General features: G+C 70.2%; 17 protein-coding genes. 10 read left to right on the top strand and 7 right to left on the bottom strand.

The genetic code is table 11. The features are described 5' to 3' along the window. Window positions 1-196 precede the first annotated feature (196 nt). The gene (locus KUTG_RS50205) at window positions 197-1,369 is read left to right on the top strand and encodes an LLM class flavin-dependent oxidoreductase (protein WP_043727082.1); all 1,173 of its coding nucleotides are present in this window, start codon (window positions 197-199) and stop codon (window positions 1,367-1,369) included. 36 nt (window positions 1,370-1,405) lie between these two features. After that, a complete protein-coding gene (locus KUTG_RS50200) occupies window positions 1,406-2,221 on the top strand; it encodes an SAM-dependent methyltransferase (RefSeq protein ID WP_043727080.1) in 816 nt (271 codons plus the stop codon). Here the strand turns inward: KUTG_RS50200 and KUTG_RS50195 are convergent. Beyond that, a complete protein-coding gene (locus KUTG_RS50195; RefSeq protein ID WP_043727079.1) occupies window positions 2,194-3,225 on the bottom strand; it encodes an FAD-dependent monooxygenase in 1,032 nt (343 codons plus the stop codon). The genes KUTG_RS50200 and KUTG_RS50195 overlap by 28 nt on opposite strands. Before the next feature lie 85 nt (window positions 3,226-3,310). Here KUTG_RS50195 and KUTG_RS50190 point away from each other — a divergent pair, with 85 nt between their 5' ends. After that, window positions 3,311-3,796: a TetR/AcrR family transcriptional regulator gene (locus tag KUTG_RS50190; RefSeq protein ID WP_043727077.1), complete on the top strand. Its 486-nt coding sequence runs from the start codon at window positions 3,311-3,313 to the stop codon at window positions 3,794-3,796. Here KUTG_RS50190 and KUTG_RS50185 read toward each other — a convergent pair. Beyond that, the gene (locus KUTG_RS50185) at window positions 3,786-4,619 is read right to left on the bottom strand and encodes an alpha/beta fold hydrolase (RefSeq protein ID WP_043727076.1); all 834 of its coding nucleotides are present in this window, start codon (window positions 4,617-4,619) and stop codon (window positions 3,786-3,788) included. The genes KUTG_RS50190 and KUTG_RS50185 overlap by 11 nt on opposite strands. Here KUTG_RS50185 and KUTG_RS50180 point away from each other — a divergent pair, their 5' ends adjacent. Further along, window positions 4,620-6,581: an AfsR/SARP family transcriptional regulator gene (locus KUTG_RS50180; RefSeq protein WP_052396400.1), complete on the top strand. Its 1,962-nt coding sequence runs from the start codon at window positions 4,620-4,622 to the stop codon at window positions 6,579-6,581. It abuts the gene before it with no gap. On the opposite strand, the gene KUTG_RS50175 is transcribed toward KUTG_RS50180, so the two are convergent. Both KUTG_RS50175 and KUTG_RS50170 read right to left on the bottom strand, forming a co-directional pair. Then, window positions 6,569-6,961: a helix-turn-helix domain-containing protein gene (locus KUTG_RS50175; protein WP_043727075.1), complete on the bottom strand. Its 393-nt coding sequence runs from the start codon at window positions 6,959-6,961 to the stop codon at window positions 6,569-6,571. The two genes, KUTG_RS50180 and KUTG_RS50175, sit on opposite strands and share 13 nt — an antisense overlap. 249 nt (window positions 6,962-7,210) lie before the next feature. Then, the gene (locus tag KUTG_RS50170; RefSeq protein WP_043727074.1) at window positions 7,211-7,558 is read right to left on the bottom strand and encodes a hypothetical protein; all 348 of its coding nucleotides are present in this window, start codon (window positions 7,556-7,558) and stop codon (window positions 7,211-7,213) included. A gap of 79 nt (window positions 7,559-7,637) precedes the next feature. On the opposite strand from KUTG_RS50170, the gene KUTG_RS50165 reads away from it, so the two are divergent. Beyond that, complete coding sequence (locus tag KUTG_RS50165; RefSeq protein WP_043727073.1) at window positions 7,638-8,303, top strand: TetR/AcrR family transcriptional regulator; 666 nt, start codon at window positions 7,638-7,640, stop codon at window positions 8,301-8,303. Here KUTG_RS50165 and KUTG_RS50160 read toward each other — a convergent pair. Next, window positions 8,251-8,538: a GNAT family N-acetyltransferase gene (locus KUTG_RS50160; RefSeq protein WP_052396399.1), complete on the bottom strand. Its 288-nt coding sequence runs from the start codon at window positions 8,536-8,538 to the stop codon at window positions 8,251-8,253. The genes KUTG_RS50165 and KUTG_RS50160 overlap by 53 nt on opposite strands. A gap of 131 nt (window positions 8,539-8,669) precedes the next feature. Here KUTG_RS50160 and KUTG_RS50155 point away from each other — a divergent pair, with 131 nt between their 5' ends. Further along, window positions 8,670-8,900, top strand: coding sequence for a hypothetical protein (locus KUTG_RS50155; protein ID WP_043727072.1), 231 nt, complete (start codon window positions 8,670-8,672; stop codon window positions 8,898-8,900). A gap of 7 nt (window positions 8,901-8,907) precedes the next feature. Next, complete coding sequence (locus KUTG_RS50150) at window positions 8,908-9,975, top strand: Gfo/Idh/MocA family protein (protein ID WP_043727066.1); 1,068 nt, start codon at window positions 8,908-8,910, stop codon at window positions 9,973-9,975. Here the strand turns inward: KUTG_RS50150 and KUTG_RS50145 are convergent. Then, on the bottom strand, window positions 9,972-11,012 hold the full coding sequence (locus tag KUTG_RS50145) for an IS630 family transposase (RefSeq protein ID WP_043715403.1): 1,041 nt from the start codon (window positions 11,010-11,012) through the stop codon (window positions 9,972-9,974). The two genes, KUTG_RS50150 and KUTG_RS50145, sit on opposite strands and share 4 nt — an antisense overlap. A 204-nt stretch (window positions 11,013-11,216) precedes the next feature. On the opposite strand from KUTG_RS50145, the gene KUTG_RS64945 reads away from it, so the two are divergent. Beyond that, window positions 11,217-11,321, top strand: a complete 105-nt coding sequence (locus KUTG_RS64945) for a hypothetical protein (RefSeq protein ID WP_369794606.1) — start codon at window positions 11,217-11,219, stop codon at window positions 11,319-11,321. Between the two features lie 14 nt (window positions 11,322-11,335). Here the strand turns inward: KUTG_RS64945 and KUTG_RS50140 are convergent, their stop codons facing one another. Continuing rightward, window positions 11,336-12,529: an alpha/beta hydrolase family protein gene (locus KUTG_RS50140; protein ID WP_043727065.1), complete on the bottom strand. Its 1,194-nt coding sequence runs from the start codon at window positions 12,527-12,529 to the stop codon at window positions 11,336-11,338. 98 nt (window positions 12,530-12,627) lie between these two features. Between KUTG_RS50140 and KUTG_RS50135 the strand changes: the two genes are divergently transcribed. Then, window positions 12,628-13,200, top strand: coding sequence for a TetR/AcrR family transcriptional regulator (locus KUTG_RS50135; RefSeq protein WP_043727064.1), 573 nt, complete (start codon window positions 12,628-12,630; stop codon window positions 13,198-13,200). A 282-nt stretch (window positions 13,201-13,482) separates the two neighbouring features. Continuing rightward, a partial coding sequence (locus tag KUTG_RS50130) for a substrate-binding domain-containing protein (protein WP_043727063.1) occupies window positions 13,483-15,012 on the top strand: 1,530 nt, incomplete at its 3' end.

Here is a 15,012-nt window from a genome sequence, read left to right as displayed (position 1 = left end):
TCCCCCAGTAGCCCGAGCTTCGCAAGTCGGCGGGGAAGACCGTACCTTCGCCACCCGCGCGGAGTCGAGTCATTCCCAGGCAACTCTGCGGGAGCGTTCCCGGATGTCCCCGCAGGTGAAACGGCTGGGTGTAACGACCACGCTCGGTCGGCAGACATCAGCGTGCAGTGACCGTCGCGACGAAGGGGCGTCCGCCGTGAAGATCGATCTGTTCAACGAGATCCAGAATCCCCGCCCGTGGCCGGCCGGTCACGAACAGCAACGCTTCCGGCGGGCCATCGAGCAGGCGAAGCTGGCCGACGAATTGGGTTACGGCTGCTGGTGGCAGGTCGAGCACCACGGGGCGGGCGAGTTCAGCCTGTCCTCGGCGCCGGAGCTGATGCTGGCGGCGATCGCCCAGCACACCGAGCGAATCCGGATCGGCCACTCGGCCGTGCTCGCGCCGGGACGCTTCAACCACCCGATCCGCGTGGCCGAGCGGGCGGCGACGCTGGACCATCTCAGCGGCGGACGCGTCGAGCTGGGCCTGACCAGGTCGACGATCCCGGAGTGGCGGCTGTTCGACATCTCCCCGGAGCAGGCCCGGGCGCAGACGCAGGAAGCGTTCGGCATGATCCCGCGGATGTGGACCACGGACGAGTTCTCGCACGACAGCGAGAACTACCAGATCCCCACCATCTCCATCGGCCCCAAGCCGTTGCAGCAGCCGCATCCGCCGCTGTGGCAGGCCGCGGCCAGCCCGACCTCGTTCGAGGACGCCGGACGGCGCGGTGTGGGCGTGTTGGGCACGACGATGTGGGAGTCGCTGGAGCGGGTCGGCCGGATGATCAAGCTGTACCGGGCGGCGGCCGAGTCCTGCACCGACCCGGTGGGCTCGTTCGTCAACAACCAGGTCGGCTACTTCACGTTCGTGCACTGCGCCGAGACCGACGAGCAGGCCATGCGCAACGGCGCCGCCGCGGCCGCCGCCTGGTACACCGTGACGGCTCTGCGGTTCTTCGAGGCCGCCACCGAATTCGCCGCCACCATGCAGCGCCACCAGGATCTGCTGGACTCCCCCGACGGCGGCGGGCTCACCGGCGAGTTCCTGCGCGGTGAGATCGACAACGCGCCGACCGACGCCCAGCTGCTGATCGGCCGGGTGCTGCAGGGCGAGGACATCCCCGAGGAGGAGGTGTTCACGGTGCTCAGCGCCCAGCAGTCGCTGATCGTCGGCAGTCCGCAGACGTGCCGCGAGAAGCTGCGCGCCTACGCCGATCTGGGGATCGACCGGCTGATGTGCCTGCACCAGATCGGCAGCATCCCCGACGAGGCGGTGACCACCAGCATCCGCCTGATCGGCGAGCTCATCCCGGAGTTCGACCGTTAGCTCGGGAACGTCCGGCGGTGTTCTAGGGTGACGGGCATGGAACGACCCGCCTGGGCGCCGCCGGACGTGGACATCGACCAGCCGAGCATCAGCCGGATCTGGGACTGGTTCCTGGACGGCTCGCACAACTTCGCGGTGGACCGCGAGGTGGCCAAGCAGATGCTCAAGCTGATGCCGGAGGGGCCGCGGATGGCCCAGGCCAGCCGCGCGTTCCTGCGCCGCGCGGTGCGGATGTGCGCCGACGCCGGGGTCACCCAGTTCCTGGACATCGGCTCCGGCATCCCGACCGTCGGCAACGTGCACGAGATCGCCCGCGCCGCCGACCCGCAGTCGCGCGTGGTCTACGTGGACACCGATCCGGTGGCTGTGAGCCACACGCGGCAGATGCTGGGCGGGGATCCGACCACCACCGTGCTGCGGGGCGACCTGCGGGAGCCGCAGGCGATCCTGGACAGCCCTGAGGTGCGCGGGACGCTGGACCTGGACCGTCCGGTGGCGGTCATGCTGATCATGATCCTGCATTTCATCCACGACGAGGACGACCCGGCCGCCGTGCTGGCCCGGTTCCGGGAGGCGCTGCCGTCGGGCAGCATGCTGGTCGTCGCGCACGGCAGCCAGCACACCGAGAACATGCCGGACGAGCACCTGCACGGGGCCCGCAAGATGTACGAGAAGTCGGTGGCCCAGGTGCGGCTGCGGACCCGGCCCGAGGTCCAGGCCCTGTTCGGCGGCTGGAGGCTCGTGCCGCCGGGCGTGGTGTGGATTCCCGACTGGCGGCCGGATCCGGCCGACGCGGTGCCGGCTTTCGACATCCCCAACGCCGGTTACGCCGGCGTGGCCGTCAAGGTCTGAGCCACCTGCCGGCCCTTCTCCTGGTTCTCGGTGACATAGGGGCGAAGTTCGGCCTCGTACGCCCGGTACGCCGCCTCGTGATCGTCGGTGGCGATCAGATGCCGGGCCAGCGACCGCGCCGCGATGAGCGCCTGCGAGGTGCCCATGCCGCTGGTCGGGGCCGCGCAGTAGCCGGCGTCGCCGAGCAGCGCCACCCGGCCCCGCGACCAGCGGTCGAGCCGGATCTGGCAGGTGGAGCCGAAGTAGTAGTCCTCGGCCGCGCTCATCGCGTCCAGCAGGCGCGGGATTTCCCAGCCGTGGCTGGTAAACGCCGCCCGGACCGCTTGTTCCTGCTCGTCACGGGGGCTGCGGTCGAGCTCGGGTGATTCGGTGGCGAACGACATGCTCACGGTCATGCGCCTCGGGTCGCCGGAGCTGTACAGGTAGATCGCTGCGCCGCCGTGCTGCCAGAGCAGTCCCTTGTGGTCGAGGCCGAGGTGGTTGGCCAGGCTGAAGCCGACGCCGGACATGCCGAGGTGGGTCAGACCCTGCTCGTCGAAGGCCAGCCGGCGCACGTTGGACCACACGCCGTCGGCCCCGATCACCAGGTCGTACTCGGCCTTGTCGCGGCGTTCGAACTCCACGTGACGACCGTCGACGGCGGTGATCGAGTCGCCGAACACGTAGTGCGCGCGGTCCTTGGTGATGTCGTGCAGGAGGCGGGTCAGGTCGGCCTTGGGCACCTCCAGCTCGCCCGAGAAGACCTCGGCCGGCAGCTCGGCGATCGTCGCGCCGGTCTCGTCGACCAGCGTGGTGCCGCGCATCTTCGTGTCGAGGGCGCGGACCCGCTCCTCGATGCCCAGCTCGGCCAGCACGTCGAAGGCCGCGCCGCGGAAGTCCACGTTGTAGCCGCCGCCACGCGGCTCGGGCGCCCGCTCCACGACGGTGACGTCGCAGTGCGCGGACAAGAAGTACGCGAGGGCGGGGCCGGCCACGCCCGCTCCGGAGATCAGCACCTTGGTCATGGCACCGACTGTAGATCCGTCTTATCCATTTGGTCAATCCAATTGGATAAACCACCTGGTTAACTCCTGCGCTAGGCTCGTGCCCATGGGCAACCGTGAGGATCTGCTGGCCGGGGCCAAGCAGTGCCTGATCGAGCGCGGCTGGGCGCGCACCACCGTCCGCGACATCGCGGCGGCGGCCGGCGTGAACCACGCGGCCATCGGCTACCACTTCGGCTCCCGCGAGGCGCTGCTCACGCAGGCCGTGATGGCGGTGATGGACGAGCTCGGCGACGAGATGGCGGCTCGGCTGGCCGACGTCGACCCGGAGCACCGGTGGCAGGTGCTGATCGACACCTTCACCACGCACCGCACGCTGTGGGTGGCCCAGCTGGAGGCGATCGTGCAGGCCGAGCACAACGAGGAGATCCGCGAGCACCTGGCCGCCGGGCAGCGCGAGGCCCGGGAGGGGCTCGGCGGCTCCGTGCCCAACGCCATCCTGACCGGCCTGATGCTGCAATGGCTGGTGGATCCGGCGACCGCGCCGTCGGGCGCGGAGGTCGTCGCCGAGATCCGCGACCTCAAGCCCTGAGCACGTCCGCGATCAGCTTCGGGTCCTCCTCGGCCATGAAGTGCCCGCAGTCGACGGTGCGGTGGTCGAGCTTCGGGACCCAGGCCCGCCACCGCTCCTCGCCGCCGAAGCCCCAGTCCTGTTGCAGCACGGTGACCGGCATGTGGAACTGCTTGCCCCGGTCCGCGGTGTCGTGCTGGACGTCGATCGTGGCTGAGGCCCGGTAGTCGGCGACGATCGAGGGCACGGCGTTTCGGCTGGCGTTCAGGTAGTGGGAGCGGACGTCCGGCGGGATGGCCTTCGGGTCGCGGGTCCAGGCGTCGAGGAAGTGGCCGAAGAACAGGTCGGGGTCGGCGGCGATCATCCGCTCCGGCAGCCCGGGTGGCTGGGCCATCAGGTACAGGTGGAAGCCGACCGCGGCGGTCGTGCCGCGCATGACGTCCCACATGTCCAGCGTGGGCAGCACATCCAGGCAGGTCAGGCGGGTCACCTTGTCGGGGTGGTCGAGGCCGGCCCGGAAGGCGACCAGGGCCCCGCGGTCGTGGCCGGCCAGCTCGAACTCCTCGTGGCCGAGATGCCGGGCGACGGCGACGATGTCGGCGGCCATCGTGCGCTTGTCGTAGCCGTGGTCCGGCTTGTCGCTGGCCCCGTAGCCGCGCAGGTCGGGGCAGATCACCGTGTGGTCGGCGGCCAGGTCCGCGGCGACGTGCCGCCACATCAGGTGGGTCTGCGGGAATCCGTGCAGCAGCACGATCGGCCGGCCGGCGCCGCCCGTCGCGACATGCAGGGCCACGCCGTCGGCGACGGGGATGCGGTGCGTCTCGAAGCCGGGAATAGTGGTCATGTGCACGAGCCTGCCGGCGGCGAATCAGCAACGGATCAGCAAGTCCGGTTCTCAGTCCTCGGCCCCGTCACCGCCGATCTCTCTGGCTCTGGTTTGCAGCTGAAGGGTCCTCGCCACCGCGCCGTACTGGCCCGCCTGCTCATCGCACGCCGCCGTGTGGTACCGGTCTCGCGGCTCGTGTCCGACCTGTGGGACTCGCCGCCGGTCGGGGCTGTCGGCGCTGTCCAGACGTTCGTCGCCGACCTGCGCCGTGCGCTCGAACCCTCGCGCCCACCACGCACTCCTCCCCGCCTGCTCGTCACCCGCGGTCCCGGCTACGCCCTGTTGGCCACGTCGGTCGACGCCTGGGAGTTCGAATCCCTTGTGCCCGAACGGATTCCCGAGGCTCTGACGTTGTGGCACGGTCCCGCCTACGCCGAGTTCGCCGACGCCTCCTGGGCTCGCGCCGAACGCTCACGCCTGGCCGAGCTCCGTTTGCAGGCCGTCGAACTCCTTGCCGCCCAACGGCTCTCCGCTGGTTCCGCCGCATCCGCCGTACCCGATCTCGACGCCCACGTCACCGCTCATCCCTGGCGCGAGGAGGGATGGCGGCTGCTGGCGCTGGCCCTCTACCGATCCGGCCGCCAGTCCGACGCCTTGGCCGTGCTCCGCCGGGCCCGAGCGATGTTGGCCGACCAGTTGGGCTTGGATCCCGGCCCTCGGCTGCGCTTGCTGGAAGCTGATGTGCTGGCCCAGGATCCCCGGCTCGACCCACCCGGACTGCGGAGCCACGCCACCGAGGTGCAGATGGGTTCGGACCCCGATTCTCGGCTCCACCGGCTGGAGGCCGATGTGCCGGCTCAGGATCCTCGGCTCGACCCATCCGGGCTGTGGACGCGGGCGGCCGAGGTGTACGACCGGACCGTCGCAGTCGGTTCTCGCGCGCGGCTGCAGTCGACGGTGGGCCTGCTCCGTACCCTGGCCGTCACCGGTGGCCTTCGGGCCGCGCAGGAACACCGCCTCTCGGCCATCACCGCCGCCGAGGAGTTCGGCGATCCCGCCCTGACGGCCCGGGTCATCGGCGCCTACGACGTGCCGGCGATCTGGACCCGTAGCGACGATCCCGTGCAGGCGCAGCAGATCGTCGCCGCCGCCACACGGACCTTGGCCGCCCTGCCCGACCTTCCCGCATCGCGGTGCCGCCTGCTGGCCACCATCGCAATGGAGATGCGTGGCACCCGATCGCCCCTCGGGCCTCAGGCCGCCGGCGAGGCCGAGGAGATCGCCCGCTCACTAGGGGATCCCGCGCTGTTGGCGTTCGCCCTCAATGCACGGTTCATGCAGTCCTGCACCCGCGCCGGCCTGTCTCCTCAGCGTGACGCCACTGGGGTGGAGCTGATCTCCCTCGGCGCCCGCCACGACTTGCCCACCTTCACCGTGTTGGGCCACCTCATCCGCGTCCAGGCCCTCGGCGCCGTCGGCGACTTCGCCGCCGCCTCCTCCCATGCCGACGCCGCCGACCTCCTTGCCGCCCAACACGAACTGCCCCTGGTCGGCGTCTTCACGACCTGGTACCGGGCCATGCTTTCCCGCTCAGAAGCCGCTTACCGCGAGGCGTTTCTGGTACTTGCCGGCACCGGAATGCCCGGTGTGGAACAGGGTTTGCTGCCACTCGCCCTGTTCTCCCTTGACCACCAGGCCGATCCCGCCGCCGACTGGGGCCCGTACCGGCCGTGGATCGAGCCGTTCCTGCTGCTGGACGACCGCTCCGCCGCCCGCGACGCCCTGCACGCCGCCCCCGAGCCGCCGGCCGACCTGATGTACGAGTTCCTGACCTGCCTCCAGATCACCGCCGGCCGCCGCCTCGATGACCAGGCCCTGCTTCCCACACTCCGCGCCCGGATCTCCGCCGCCGCCAAGGAATTCGCCGGCGCCGGAAGCGGTCTCGTACACCTGGGGCCGGTGGCCGACTACCTCAGCTGATCCCGCTGCCCCGCCATCCGGGCGATCTCGACCCGTGACAGCGCGCCGAGTTTGACCAGGATGTACGAGACATGGGTCTGAACCGTCCGCCGGGACAGGAAAAGACGGTCGGCAATGTCCGGATTGGACAGTCCGTCGGCCACCAGCACGGCGACCTTGAGCTCGGCGCCGGTGAGCGCCTCCCAGCCGGTCTCGGGCCGGCTGCGCTGGCCGCGGCGGACCCCGTGCTTGCGAACGCGGGCATCGGCCCGCATGACATCCCAGGTGGCGCCCAACGACAGGTAGACGTCGACGGCCTCGGTCAGCGTCGCCAACGCCGAGGCGGGGTCCTCATCGGCCATGAGCACGGCGGCGTCTTCGAGGCCGTTGCCCAGTTCCAACGGCCGCTTCGCGCGGCGGAAGTACTCCGCCGCCCGCAGAACCTCGCCGGATGGCGGACCGCGGTCATCGCCACCGTCGACATCCCGTCCGGCAAGCAGGTGCCGAAGGAATGGATCCTGCCCCAGCCGGTGATCGCCGAGGACACACTGACCCAGTTCATCACACCGGGAATGCCACCGTTGTTCTATTCCACCTGCGGCTGCCAGAAAATGCCCGGCTTCCCGCAGAACTGGGGCGGGAAACAACTGTCACAGTGCAACGGTGACGTTGACGCGGTTCTTCCCGACCCGCTTCGCGACGGCCTGCCCGGTCACCGGCCCACCGGGCAGGTCCAGCGTGAGCGGGCCGCCGTCGCCGGTGAAGTTCCGCCACCAGTTCTTGGCGTCGGCCACCATTACCTTGATCGTCACCACGTCGCCGGTCCGCTTGTACCCGACCGGGGTGCTGAAGGTGCGCCCGGAACGGCGGCCGGTGTAGCTGACAACGGTGATGTACCGGCCGATGAGTGGGCCGAACAGCCGAGAACCGCGCATTCGATCCATCGACCGGTTGACCACGCCGACATAACGTCCGAATGCTGTGTCCTGAAAACTCATCGGTCCTCCAGATCGGCGATTACCGGAACTCTATCACCGGAAGTGGAGCACCTAGTCCACTTGCGTTAAAGTGAGAGTCATGAGCACCGAGACGTCTCACCTGCGCTCGGACGCCGCCGAGAACCGCGACCGCATCCTCGCCGCCGCCCGCGAGCTGTTCGCCGAGCGCGGTCTCGACGTGCAGATGGCCAGCGTCGCCCGCCGGGCCGGGGTCGGCGTGGCCACCCTCTACCGCCGTTTCCCCACCAAGGAGTCGCTGGTCTCAGCCGTGTTCGCCGGTCAGTTCCGCGCGTGCGTGGCCAACATGGACGAGGCCATAGCCGATCCGGACCCGTGGCGTGGGCTGACGCGCGTGATCGAGGGCATCTGCGCCATGCAGGCTCACGACCGGGGCTTCAGCGCCGCGTTCCTGGAAGCCTTCCCCACCGGCGCCGAAGACGACCGCGCCCGTGCCGTGCACGACATCACCGTGCTGATCGAGCGGGCCAAGCAGTCCGGGCAGCTACGCGCCGACTTCGAGCCCACCGATCTGACGCTCGTGCTGATGGCCAACAACGGCATCGTCGCCGACACCCCCGAGGCCGCCGAGGCCGCGTCCCGGCGGCTGGTCGCCTACCTGCTCAACTCGTTCCGCGCCGGGCACGCCCGCCCGCTCCCGCCGCCCGCCTCGGTCGATCTGCTGGCCGCGCTGGCTAGCCCTTCTTCGCGAACTTCTCCTCAAGCCAGTCCATGGTCTCGTCCGTGACCGGATCCGTCATGTCGGCGAACCCGCCGTGCTTGCCCAGAAACGCCGCCACCGCCGGGCACACGGCCACGATCCGCCTGCCCTGCGCCTTGGTGTCGGCCAGCGCCTGCTCGATGAGCACAGTGGACAGTCCCTGGCCCCGGTAGGCGTTGTTGACCTCCGTGTGGTGGAAGACCCGCTGCTCGCCCCGGTCGAGGAAGGCGGCCAGCCCCGCGAGCTTGCCGTCGATCCGCAGCTCGTAGCGATTGTCCTAAAAAAACACCTCGGTGTCGGTCACACCCATGATCCTATGTCCGCCACGGGCCGTTCGGGTGATCCGGCGGCAATGCCGGCCCCGCCCGGCCGCGGCGGGGCGACGATGGACCGATGGCGCAGCACGTGAACAAGGGCATCCAGATGTTCGGCGGCTCCATCAACGCCGACAACATCGCGGTCGGTGACAACGCGCAGGCCGGCACCACGACCGGCGAGCCGGACCGCACCGACAACACCTTCGACGGGGACGCGCACACGGTGATCCAGGCCGGGCGGATCGATTCGGTCACCTTCGCCGGCCCCGAGCAGCAGACTGGCGGCGAGCCCCACGGCGACGCATAGTGTTCGAGTGACATCGAACAATGCGATCGGGGTCGGGATCGTCGGGCTCAGCGCCCACGGCGGCTGGGCGGCCGGGGCGCACGTGCCGGCGCTCAGGGGCGTCGAGGGTTACGAGCTGAGGGCGCTCAGCGCCAGCTCACCCGAGTCCGGGAAGGCGGCGGGCGAGGCCCACGGCGTGCCGCTGGTCCTCGACACCGCCGAGGAGCTCGCCCAGCACCCGGATGTGGACCTCGTCGTCGTGACGGTCAAGGTGCCCTTCCACGACGAACTCGTCAAACCGGCGCTACAGGCCGGAAAGATGGTGCTCAGCGAGTGGCCGCTGGCGGCCGACCGGCAACGCGCCGAGGCGCTGACCGCCGCCGCGCGGGGCGTCCGCACGGCCATCGGCCTCCAGGCCCGGTCCGCGCCGGCCGTCCGCTACCTCCACAACCTGATCGCCGACGGCTACCTCGGCACCGTGCTGTCGACCACGATGGTCGGCTCCGGCGGCGGTTGGGGCGCCACCTACGAGACGGACAGCAAGTACCTCATCGATGCCGCCAACGGCGCCACCCTGCTGTCCATCCCCACCGGCCACAGCCTCGACGCCCTGACCGCGGTGCTGGGCGACGTCACGGACATATCCGGTCACACCGCCACCCGACGCCCCGAGGTGCACCACGCCGTCACCGGCGAAGCGGCCACGATGACCTCTCCCGACCAGGTCGCGCTCACGGCGATCCTGGAATCCGGCGCGGTCGCGGTCGTGCACGTGCGGGGCGGCATGTCGCGGGCGACGAACTTCCGTTGGGAGATCAACGGAACCGACGGCGACCTCGTGATCACGGCCCCGCCCGGGCTGTGGTGGATGAACGCCGTCACCATCCGCGGCGCTCACGGCGCGGAGACCGAGCTCGCCGAGCTGCCCGTGCCCGCGCGCTACGAACGTGTACTGCCCGGCCGGGCCGCCGAGCCCGCGTACAACGTGGCCCACCTCTACGCGGACCTGCGCGACGACATCACCGCCGGCACGAACGTCGTCCCGGGCTTCGCCCACGCCACCCGCCTGCACGAGCTACTTGAGGGAATCCGCTAAGCACCTGGCCAAAAGTCTTGTCCGTAACCTTCGGGTAGCCAGGGGCTGGTCCAGGGGGCGGCGGTGATCAGGTTCTGCTCGGTGGTCCGGTGGCGGAAGTAGGCGTGTGCTTGGCGGACGCGGCCGGCCATCGTGGTTGGCGCGGTGTTGGCGATGTGGTGTTTGAGGCCGGCCCAGACGCGTTCGACGGGGTTGTCCTGCGGGCTGTATTTGGCGCCCTCGATCAGGGTCAGGCGTGGGTGCTTGGCCAGCCAGCGGCGGGTGATTGCGCTGTGGTGGGTGCTGCCGTTGTCGCAGATGACCGCGACGACGGGTGCGTGGGGGTAGGCGTTGAGTAGCTGGTGCAGGAAGTAGCAGAACACGACGGAGACGTTCTTGACGGAGACGTGGTGGTGCCAGGCGCCGGTGGCGAGGTTGACCGCGCCGTGGAGGGTGCGGCGGATGTTGCTGCCGGGGGTCAGGATGTGGTGGCGCAGGCCGGTGGGCATCCAGCACGATCGGACGCGTGGTAGCAGGTCGAGGTGGGTTTCGTCTTCGGCCAGGACGATGGATCCGGTGGGGAGTGCGGCGACGCGGGCGGCGATGGCGGCGCAGGTGGTGTCGTGGTCGGGGTCGCCTTTGGCGATCAGGCGGGGGCGTCGCCAGCTGGCGTGTTCACGGAGGCGTCGGTAGAAGGTGCGCAGGCTCATCTCGGGGCGTCGGGCGGCGTGCCAGAGTCGTGCGGTGGTCCAGGCTTTCGGGGTTTGTAGCAGGGTGTGGATGCGTTGCCCGAGGGTGGGGCTGCCGAGGCGGGGGCGTCCGCTGCGGGCTCGGTCGGGTAGTCCGCTGATGCCTTCGTTGGTGTGTCGTGTGATCCAGCGGCGCACTGTGACTGGCTCGTAGTGCAGGAGTTGCGCGATCTCGGGCGTGCTCATTCCGGACGCGGACAGCATGACGATGACGATGCGGGTGGCGACTCGGCAGGGTCCGTGCAGCGCGGCGACCAGTTCGAGGTGTTGGGCGGGGGTTATGTCGGCGTAGACATGCGCGGGGCGCATACTGGTGGTGGCCTCGTCGGGTCGGTTGTGTGTGGTAACTCAATCCAACCCGACGGGGCTCTTCGCGTTCGCGGCAAGGTCAACTCATGGGGTTACAGACACAACTTCTGGCAACCTGCTTAGGGCCAAGTCCGGATCCACCTGCGAGGCCAGGCTCTCCCCGGCCCACGCCGGCGTCCGCGGCGACCTTGAGCGTCATTTCGCGTGACGCTAGCCTTCCTGGACTGCCACCGGGTCGCGGCGTTCCGACTGTCCGCAGTGGACGGTGGCCGTTACCGGCCTTCGTGTCGCCGCGTGGGCAGTTGCTGAACCAGAGCCCGGAACTACGCGACTGCCGAGTCCAGCCAGTCGAAGATCACCTGGTGCGCGCGGGACATCGCGCCCATGTGGCAGTGCTCGCCGGCGCCCTCGGCCTCCCGCAGGGTGACCAGCGTGGTCGGCGCGTTCACCAGCGCCGCCGCCACCTTTTCCGGCTGTCCCTTGAGGAACTGGTCGTTCTCCGCGTCCAGGACGAGCGTCGCCGACGTGATCCGGTCGGCGACGCCGTCGAGGGTGTAGCGGCGGAACTCTCGCGCCAGCTCGGCGTCGTTGTCGACGCCCATCGCCCAAACCCCGTTGCGCATGGCCCACCGCACCTGGGTGTTGAACGCCCGCAGCATCGCCAGCACGGGAATCGCGGCGTCGTCGCGGCTCTCCTCGATCCAGCGGGTCAGGAACGGCGGCAGCGAGTTCTTCATGGCGGCGTAGAAGTCGAAGATGCCGTCGTCGAGGATGATCGCGGCCGGCCGCTGGTCGAACGCGGCCGCGCGGGCCACGAGGTAGCCGCCGAGGCTGTAGCCGAACAGGGCGATGCGGTCGGGCGCGACCTCCGGCCTGGTCAGCGCGAAGTCGATCACCGGCGTGACCACGGCCTCCCAGTCGGGCCGGAACACCAGCCCCTGCTTGCGCAGCGCCGCGCCCTGGCCGGGGCCGTCGAACGCCAGCACGTTGTGACCACGGGCCAGCGCGGCGCCGGCGACCGCGAAGTACGACTCCTCCAGCGTGGAGTCGTAGCCGGAGTTGTAGATCACGGTCGGCCGTGGCTTGTCGTCGACGGTGTACAGGTAGCCGGGCAGAGTCGTGTCCTCGTAGGGAATCTCGATCTGCTCGAAGCCGAAGTCGAACAGTCCGGCGGCGGTGACGAAGGTGTCGCGGGAACGCTCCGACAGCTCGGCCACCTCGGGGTCGTTCTTCGGGTCGTCGCGGCGGTAGAACTCGGCAGTGCGGAAGTAGTTGGACGCCCGCAGCAACGCCTCCCGGGCGCTGACCTCGCGGCCGGCGGCCAGCGACGCCCGGCCCAGCGCCTCCACCCGCGTGGCCGTCGCCTTCCACTCGCGATGCCAGGCGGCCTCGTCGCCCTCGGGGATGGCCCGCACGGTCGTGAGGATCTCGCCCAGGTCGGCGCCGCCGTAGTTGGCGAAGCCGGCGGCCCGCAGGGCCTCGAAGGAGAACGACTCGTCTTCGAACAGGAACATCATGACCTGCGCCTTTCACCGGAACGGATCGGTATCGTTCCATCAAGATAGCGCCGCCCCTGACGAGACGCAACCGTTCCGTTCCGTGTTAGGCTGGCGGCATGACGGTGGGCAAGGCGCTGCACGACGACGTCACGGACGCCATCAGCGCGGCCTTCTTCGAGGAGCTGGCCGCGACCGGCTACGGCCGGCTGTCCGTCGACGCCGTGGCCAAGCGGGCCGGCGTGGGCAAGGCCGCGATCTACCGCCGCTGGCCGTCCAAGCAGCGCATGGCGGTGGAGCTGACGTCATCCGTCGCCGTCTCGGCCATCGACGCCCCCGACACCGGCAGCCTCCGTGGCGACGTGCGCCAGTTCCTGGCCAACGCGCGGGCGGCACTGTCGCATCCGCTGGCGTTGGCGATCATCCCCGACCTGCTGGCCGAGGCGCGGCGCAACGTCGAGCTGGCCGAGGCCCTGCTCAGCAGTGTTCGGGATCCGCGCCGGGCCAGCTCCGGCGACATGGTGGCACGGGCGATCGAGCGCGGCGAGCTGCCGGCCGACACGGATGTCGAGCTGTGCCTGGACTTCCTGGCCGGCCCCCTCTACTGGAGGCTGACGGCGATCAACTCCGAGCCGGCCCCCGACTACCTGGACCGCCTCACCGACAAGATCGTGGCGGCGTTCCGCGCCTGAGTCACGACGCAGACCACGTTCGGCGAGGACGCGGAGACCGCCGCAGGCTGAAGCACGTCGCGGCCGGGGCCATGCTGTGGGTGCGGTCTCGGCCCTGCATGGCTTGCTGCGGCTGATGATCGCCGACTACCTCTATGACCGTTATGTCGAGGATCCACGATGGACCGTCACCGTTGACGCGGCGGCAAAGGCCCTGGCCACGCTGAGCGCCTGAACCGACTGCGGCTCCCCCGCGTAGTAGAGCGTGGAGATCCACGTCCACGCACTCGCGAGGAGAGGCACATGGCGGCCCGTCACCACTCTCGCACCCCGCAGCATCCGCTGCGGCCCTTCCTGCTTCCCCTGCTCGTCGGCACGCTGGCGGTCACGGGCCTGGTCGTCGCGAACGCCGCCGCCGCGTCGCACTGCCACGGCTCGGACATCCCGCTGCGCATCGCCGTCACGCCGGCGATGCTCGCCCCGGTTCACGCCATCGCCGACGCCTTCAACCACGACGCCGCCGACAACGACGGCCAGTGCGCCACTGTGGACGTCACCGCCGAGCCGGCCGCGCAGGTCGTGCAGGACCTTCCGGTCAACCCCGTCGACCCGCCCGCGCTGTGGATCCCCGACTCGGCGCTCTGGGTCCCGACCGCGCAGCAGCTCGAAGGTCGCGTCACCGGGCCGACGCCCCGGCTGGCCGAGCATCCCTCGATCGCCTCGTCGCCGCTCGTGATCGCCGCGTCGCCGCAGCAGGCCGGCAAGTTGACGTCCTGGCAACAGCTGGTCACCGGCAACGCCATGATCGCCGACCCCCTCAGCAACACGGAGGGCATCGCGACCCTGGCCCTCGCGCAGCGCCTCTCCCCCGCACCCACCGCCGCCCCGCCGCCGGAGCTCATTGCCGTGCTGCTGAAGCTCCGTAATGCCACTGTGGACAGCACGGCGGCGGCTTTCCAGGCGCAGCAACAACACTCGGACGCGGTGTTCACCACCACCGAGCAGTCCGTCGTCGCCCACAACGCCAATGGCGGCGCCAAGGCCGTGGCCGTCTACCCCACCGAGGGCAGCGTCCTGTTCGACTATCCCGTCGTGCGCGTCACCACGTCCACCGAGCCGGCAGGAACCGACGCCGCGGCGACGGCCTTCGAGGCCGAGCTCCACTCGGCCCGGTCCATGGGCATTCTCAGCGCCGCCGGCTTCCGCGACCCGCGCGCCGTGGCCTCGTCGTCGTGGGGCGGCAAGGACGGCGTGCGCTCCCAGACGCCGAAGCTCATCCCCGCCCCGACCGCCGACCAGGTCGCCACCGTGATGCGGGCGTGGAGCGTCGTGCACCTCGACGGCCGCACCCTGGCCGTGATCGACACCTCCGGCTCCATGAAGGACCCGATGCCCGACGGACAGTCCCGCATCCAGGTCGCCCGCGACGGGGCGCTGGCCGGGCTGTCGCTCATGCCGGACAGCACGTCCGTCGGCCTGTGGACGTTCTCGCTCACCACCTCCGAACTCGTGCCGCTGGGGCCGCTCGGCGGCCTGGACAACGGCGTTCCGCAGCGGCTTGCCCTACAACAGGCCGGCGCGACCCTGCCCGGCCGCGTCGGCGGCAGCACCGCGCTCTACGACACCGCCCTGGCCGGCTACGAGGCGTTGAAGAACGGCTTCGACCCGACCAAGGTCAACGCCGAGGTGCTCATCACCGACGGCCGCAACGAGCGGGCCGGCGGCCTCGACCTCAACGGCCTGCTGGCCCGGCTGCGCGCGGAAGCCGACCCCAGCCGCCCTATCGAGATCATCGGCATCGGGCTGGGCCCGGACGCCGACATGGGCGTGCTC

Source organism: Kutzneria sp. 744 (assembly GCF_000568255.1).
In the GTDB taxonomy this organism is placed as follows: Bacteria; Actinomycetota; Actinomycetes; order Mycobacteriales; family Pseudonocardiaceae; genus Kutzneria.
The sequence above is the reverse complement of the archived record's forward strand: the minus strand, read 5'-3'. Positions and strand labels throughout refer to the sequence as shown.

Excerpts from the sequence above, each read along its gene's own strand:
- KUTG_RS50140 (WP_043727065.1), bottom strand. The coding sequence starts at position 12,529 with ATGATGTTCCTGTTCGAAGACGAGTCGTTCTCCTTCGAGGCCCTGCGG.
- KUTG_RS50170 (WP_043727074.1), bottom strand. The coding sequence starts at position 7,558 with ATGAGTTTTCAGGACACAGCATTCGGACGTTATGTCGGCGTGGTCAAC.
- KUTG_RS50165 (WP_043727073.1), top strand. The coding sequence starts at position 7,638 with ATGAGCACCGAGACGTCTCACCTGCGCTCGGACGCCGCCGAGAACCGC.
- KUTG_RS50190 (WP_043727077.1), top strand. The coding sequence starts at position 3,311 with ATGGGCAACCGTGAGGATCTGCTGGCCGGGGCCAAGCAGTGCCTGATC.
- KUTG_RS50155 (WP_043727072.1), top strand. The coding sequence starts at position 8,670 with ATGGCGCAGCACGTGAACAAGGGCATCCAGATGTTCGGCGGCTCCATC.
- KUTG_RS50200 (WP_043727080.1), top strand. The coding sequence starts at position 1,406 with ATGGAACGACCCGCCTGGGCGCCGCCGGACGTGGACATCGACCAGCCG.
- KUTG_RS50135 (WP_043727064.1), top strand. The coding sequence starts at position 12,628 with ATGACGGTGGGCAAGGCGCTGCACGACGACGTCACGGACGCCATCAGC.
- KUTG_RS50195 (WP_043727079.1), bottom strand. The coding sequence starts at position 3,225 with ATGACCAAGGTGCTGATCTCCGGAGCGGGCGTGGCCGGCCCCGCCCTC.
- KUTG_RS50185 (WP_043727076.1), bottom strand. The coding sequence starts at position 4,619 with ATGACCACTATTCCCGGCTTCGAGACGCACCGCATCCCCGTCGCCGAC.
- KUTG_RS50145 (WP_043715403.1), bottom strand. The coding sequence starts at position 11,012 with ATGCGCCCCGCGCATGTCTACGCCGACATAACCCCCGCCCAACACCTC.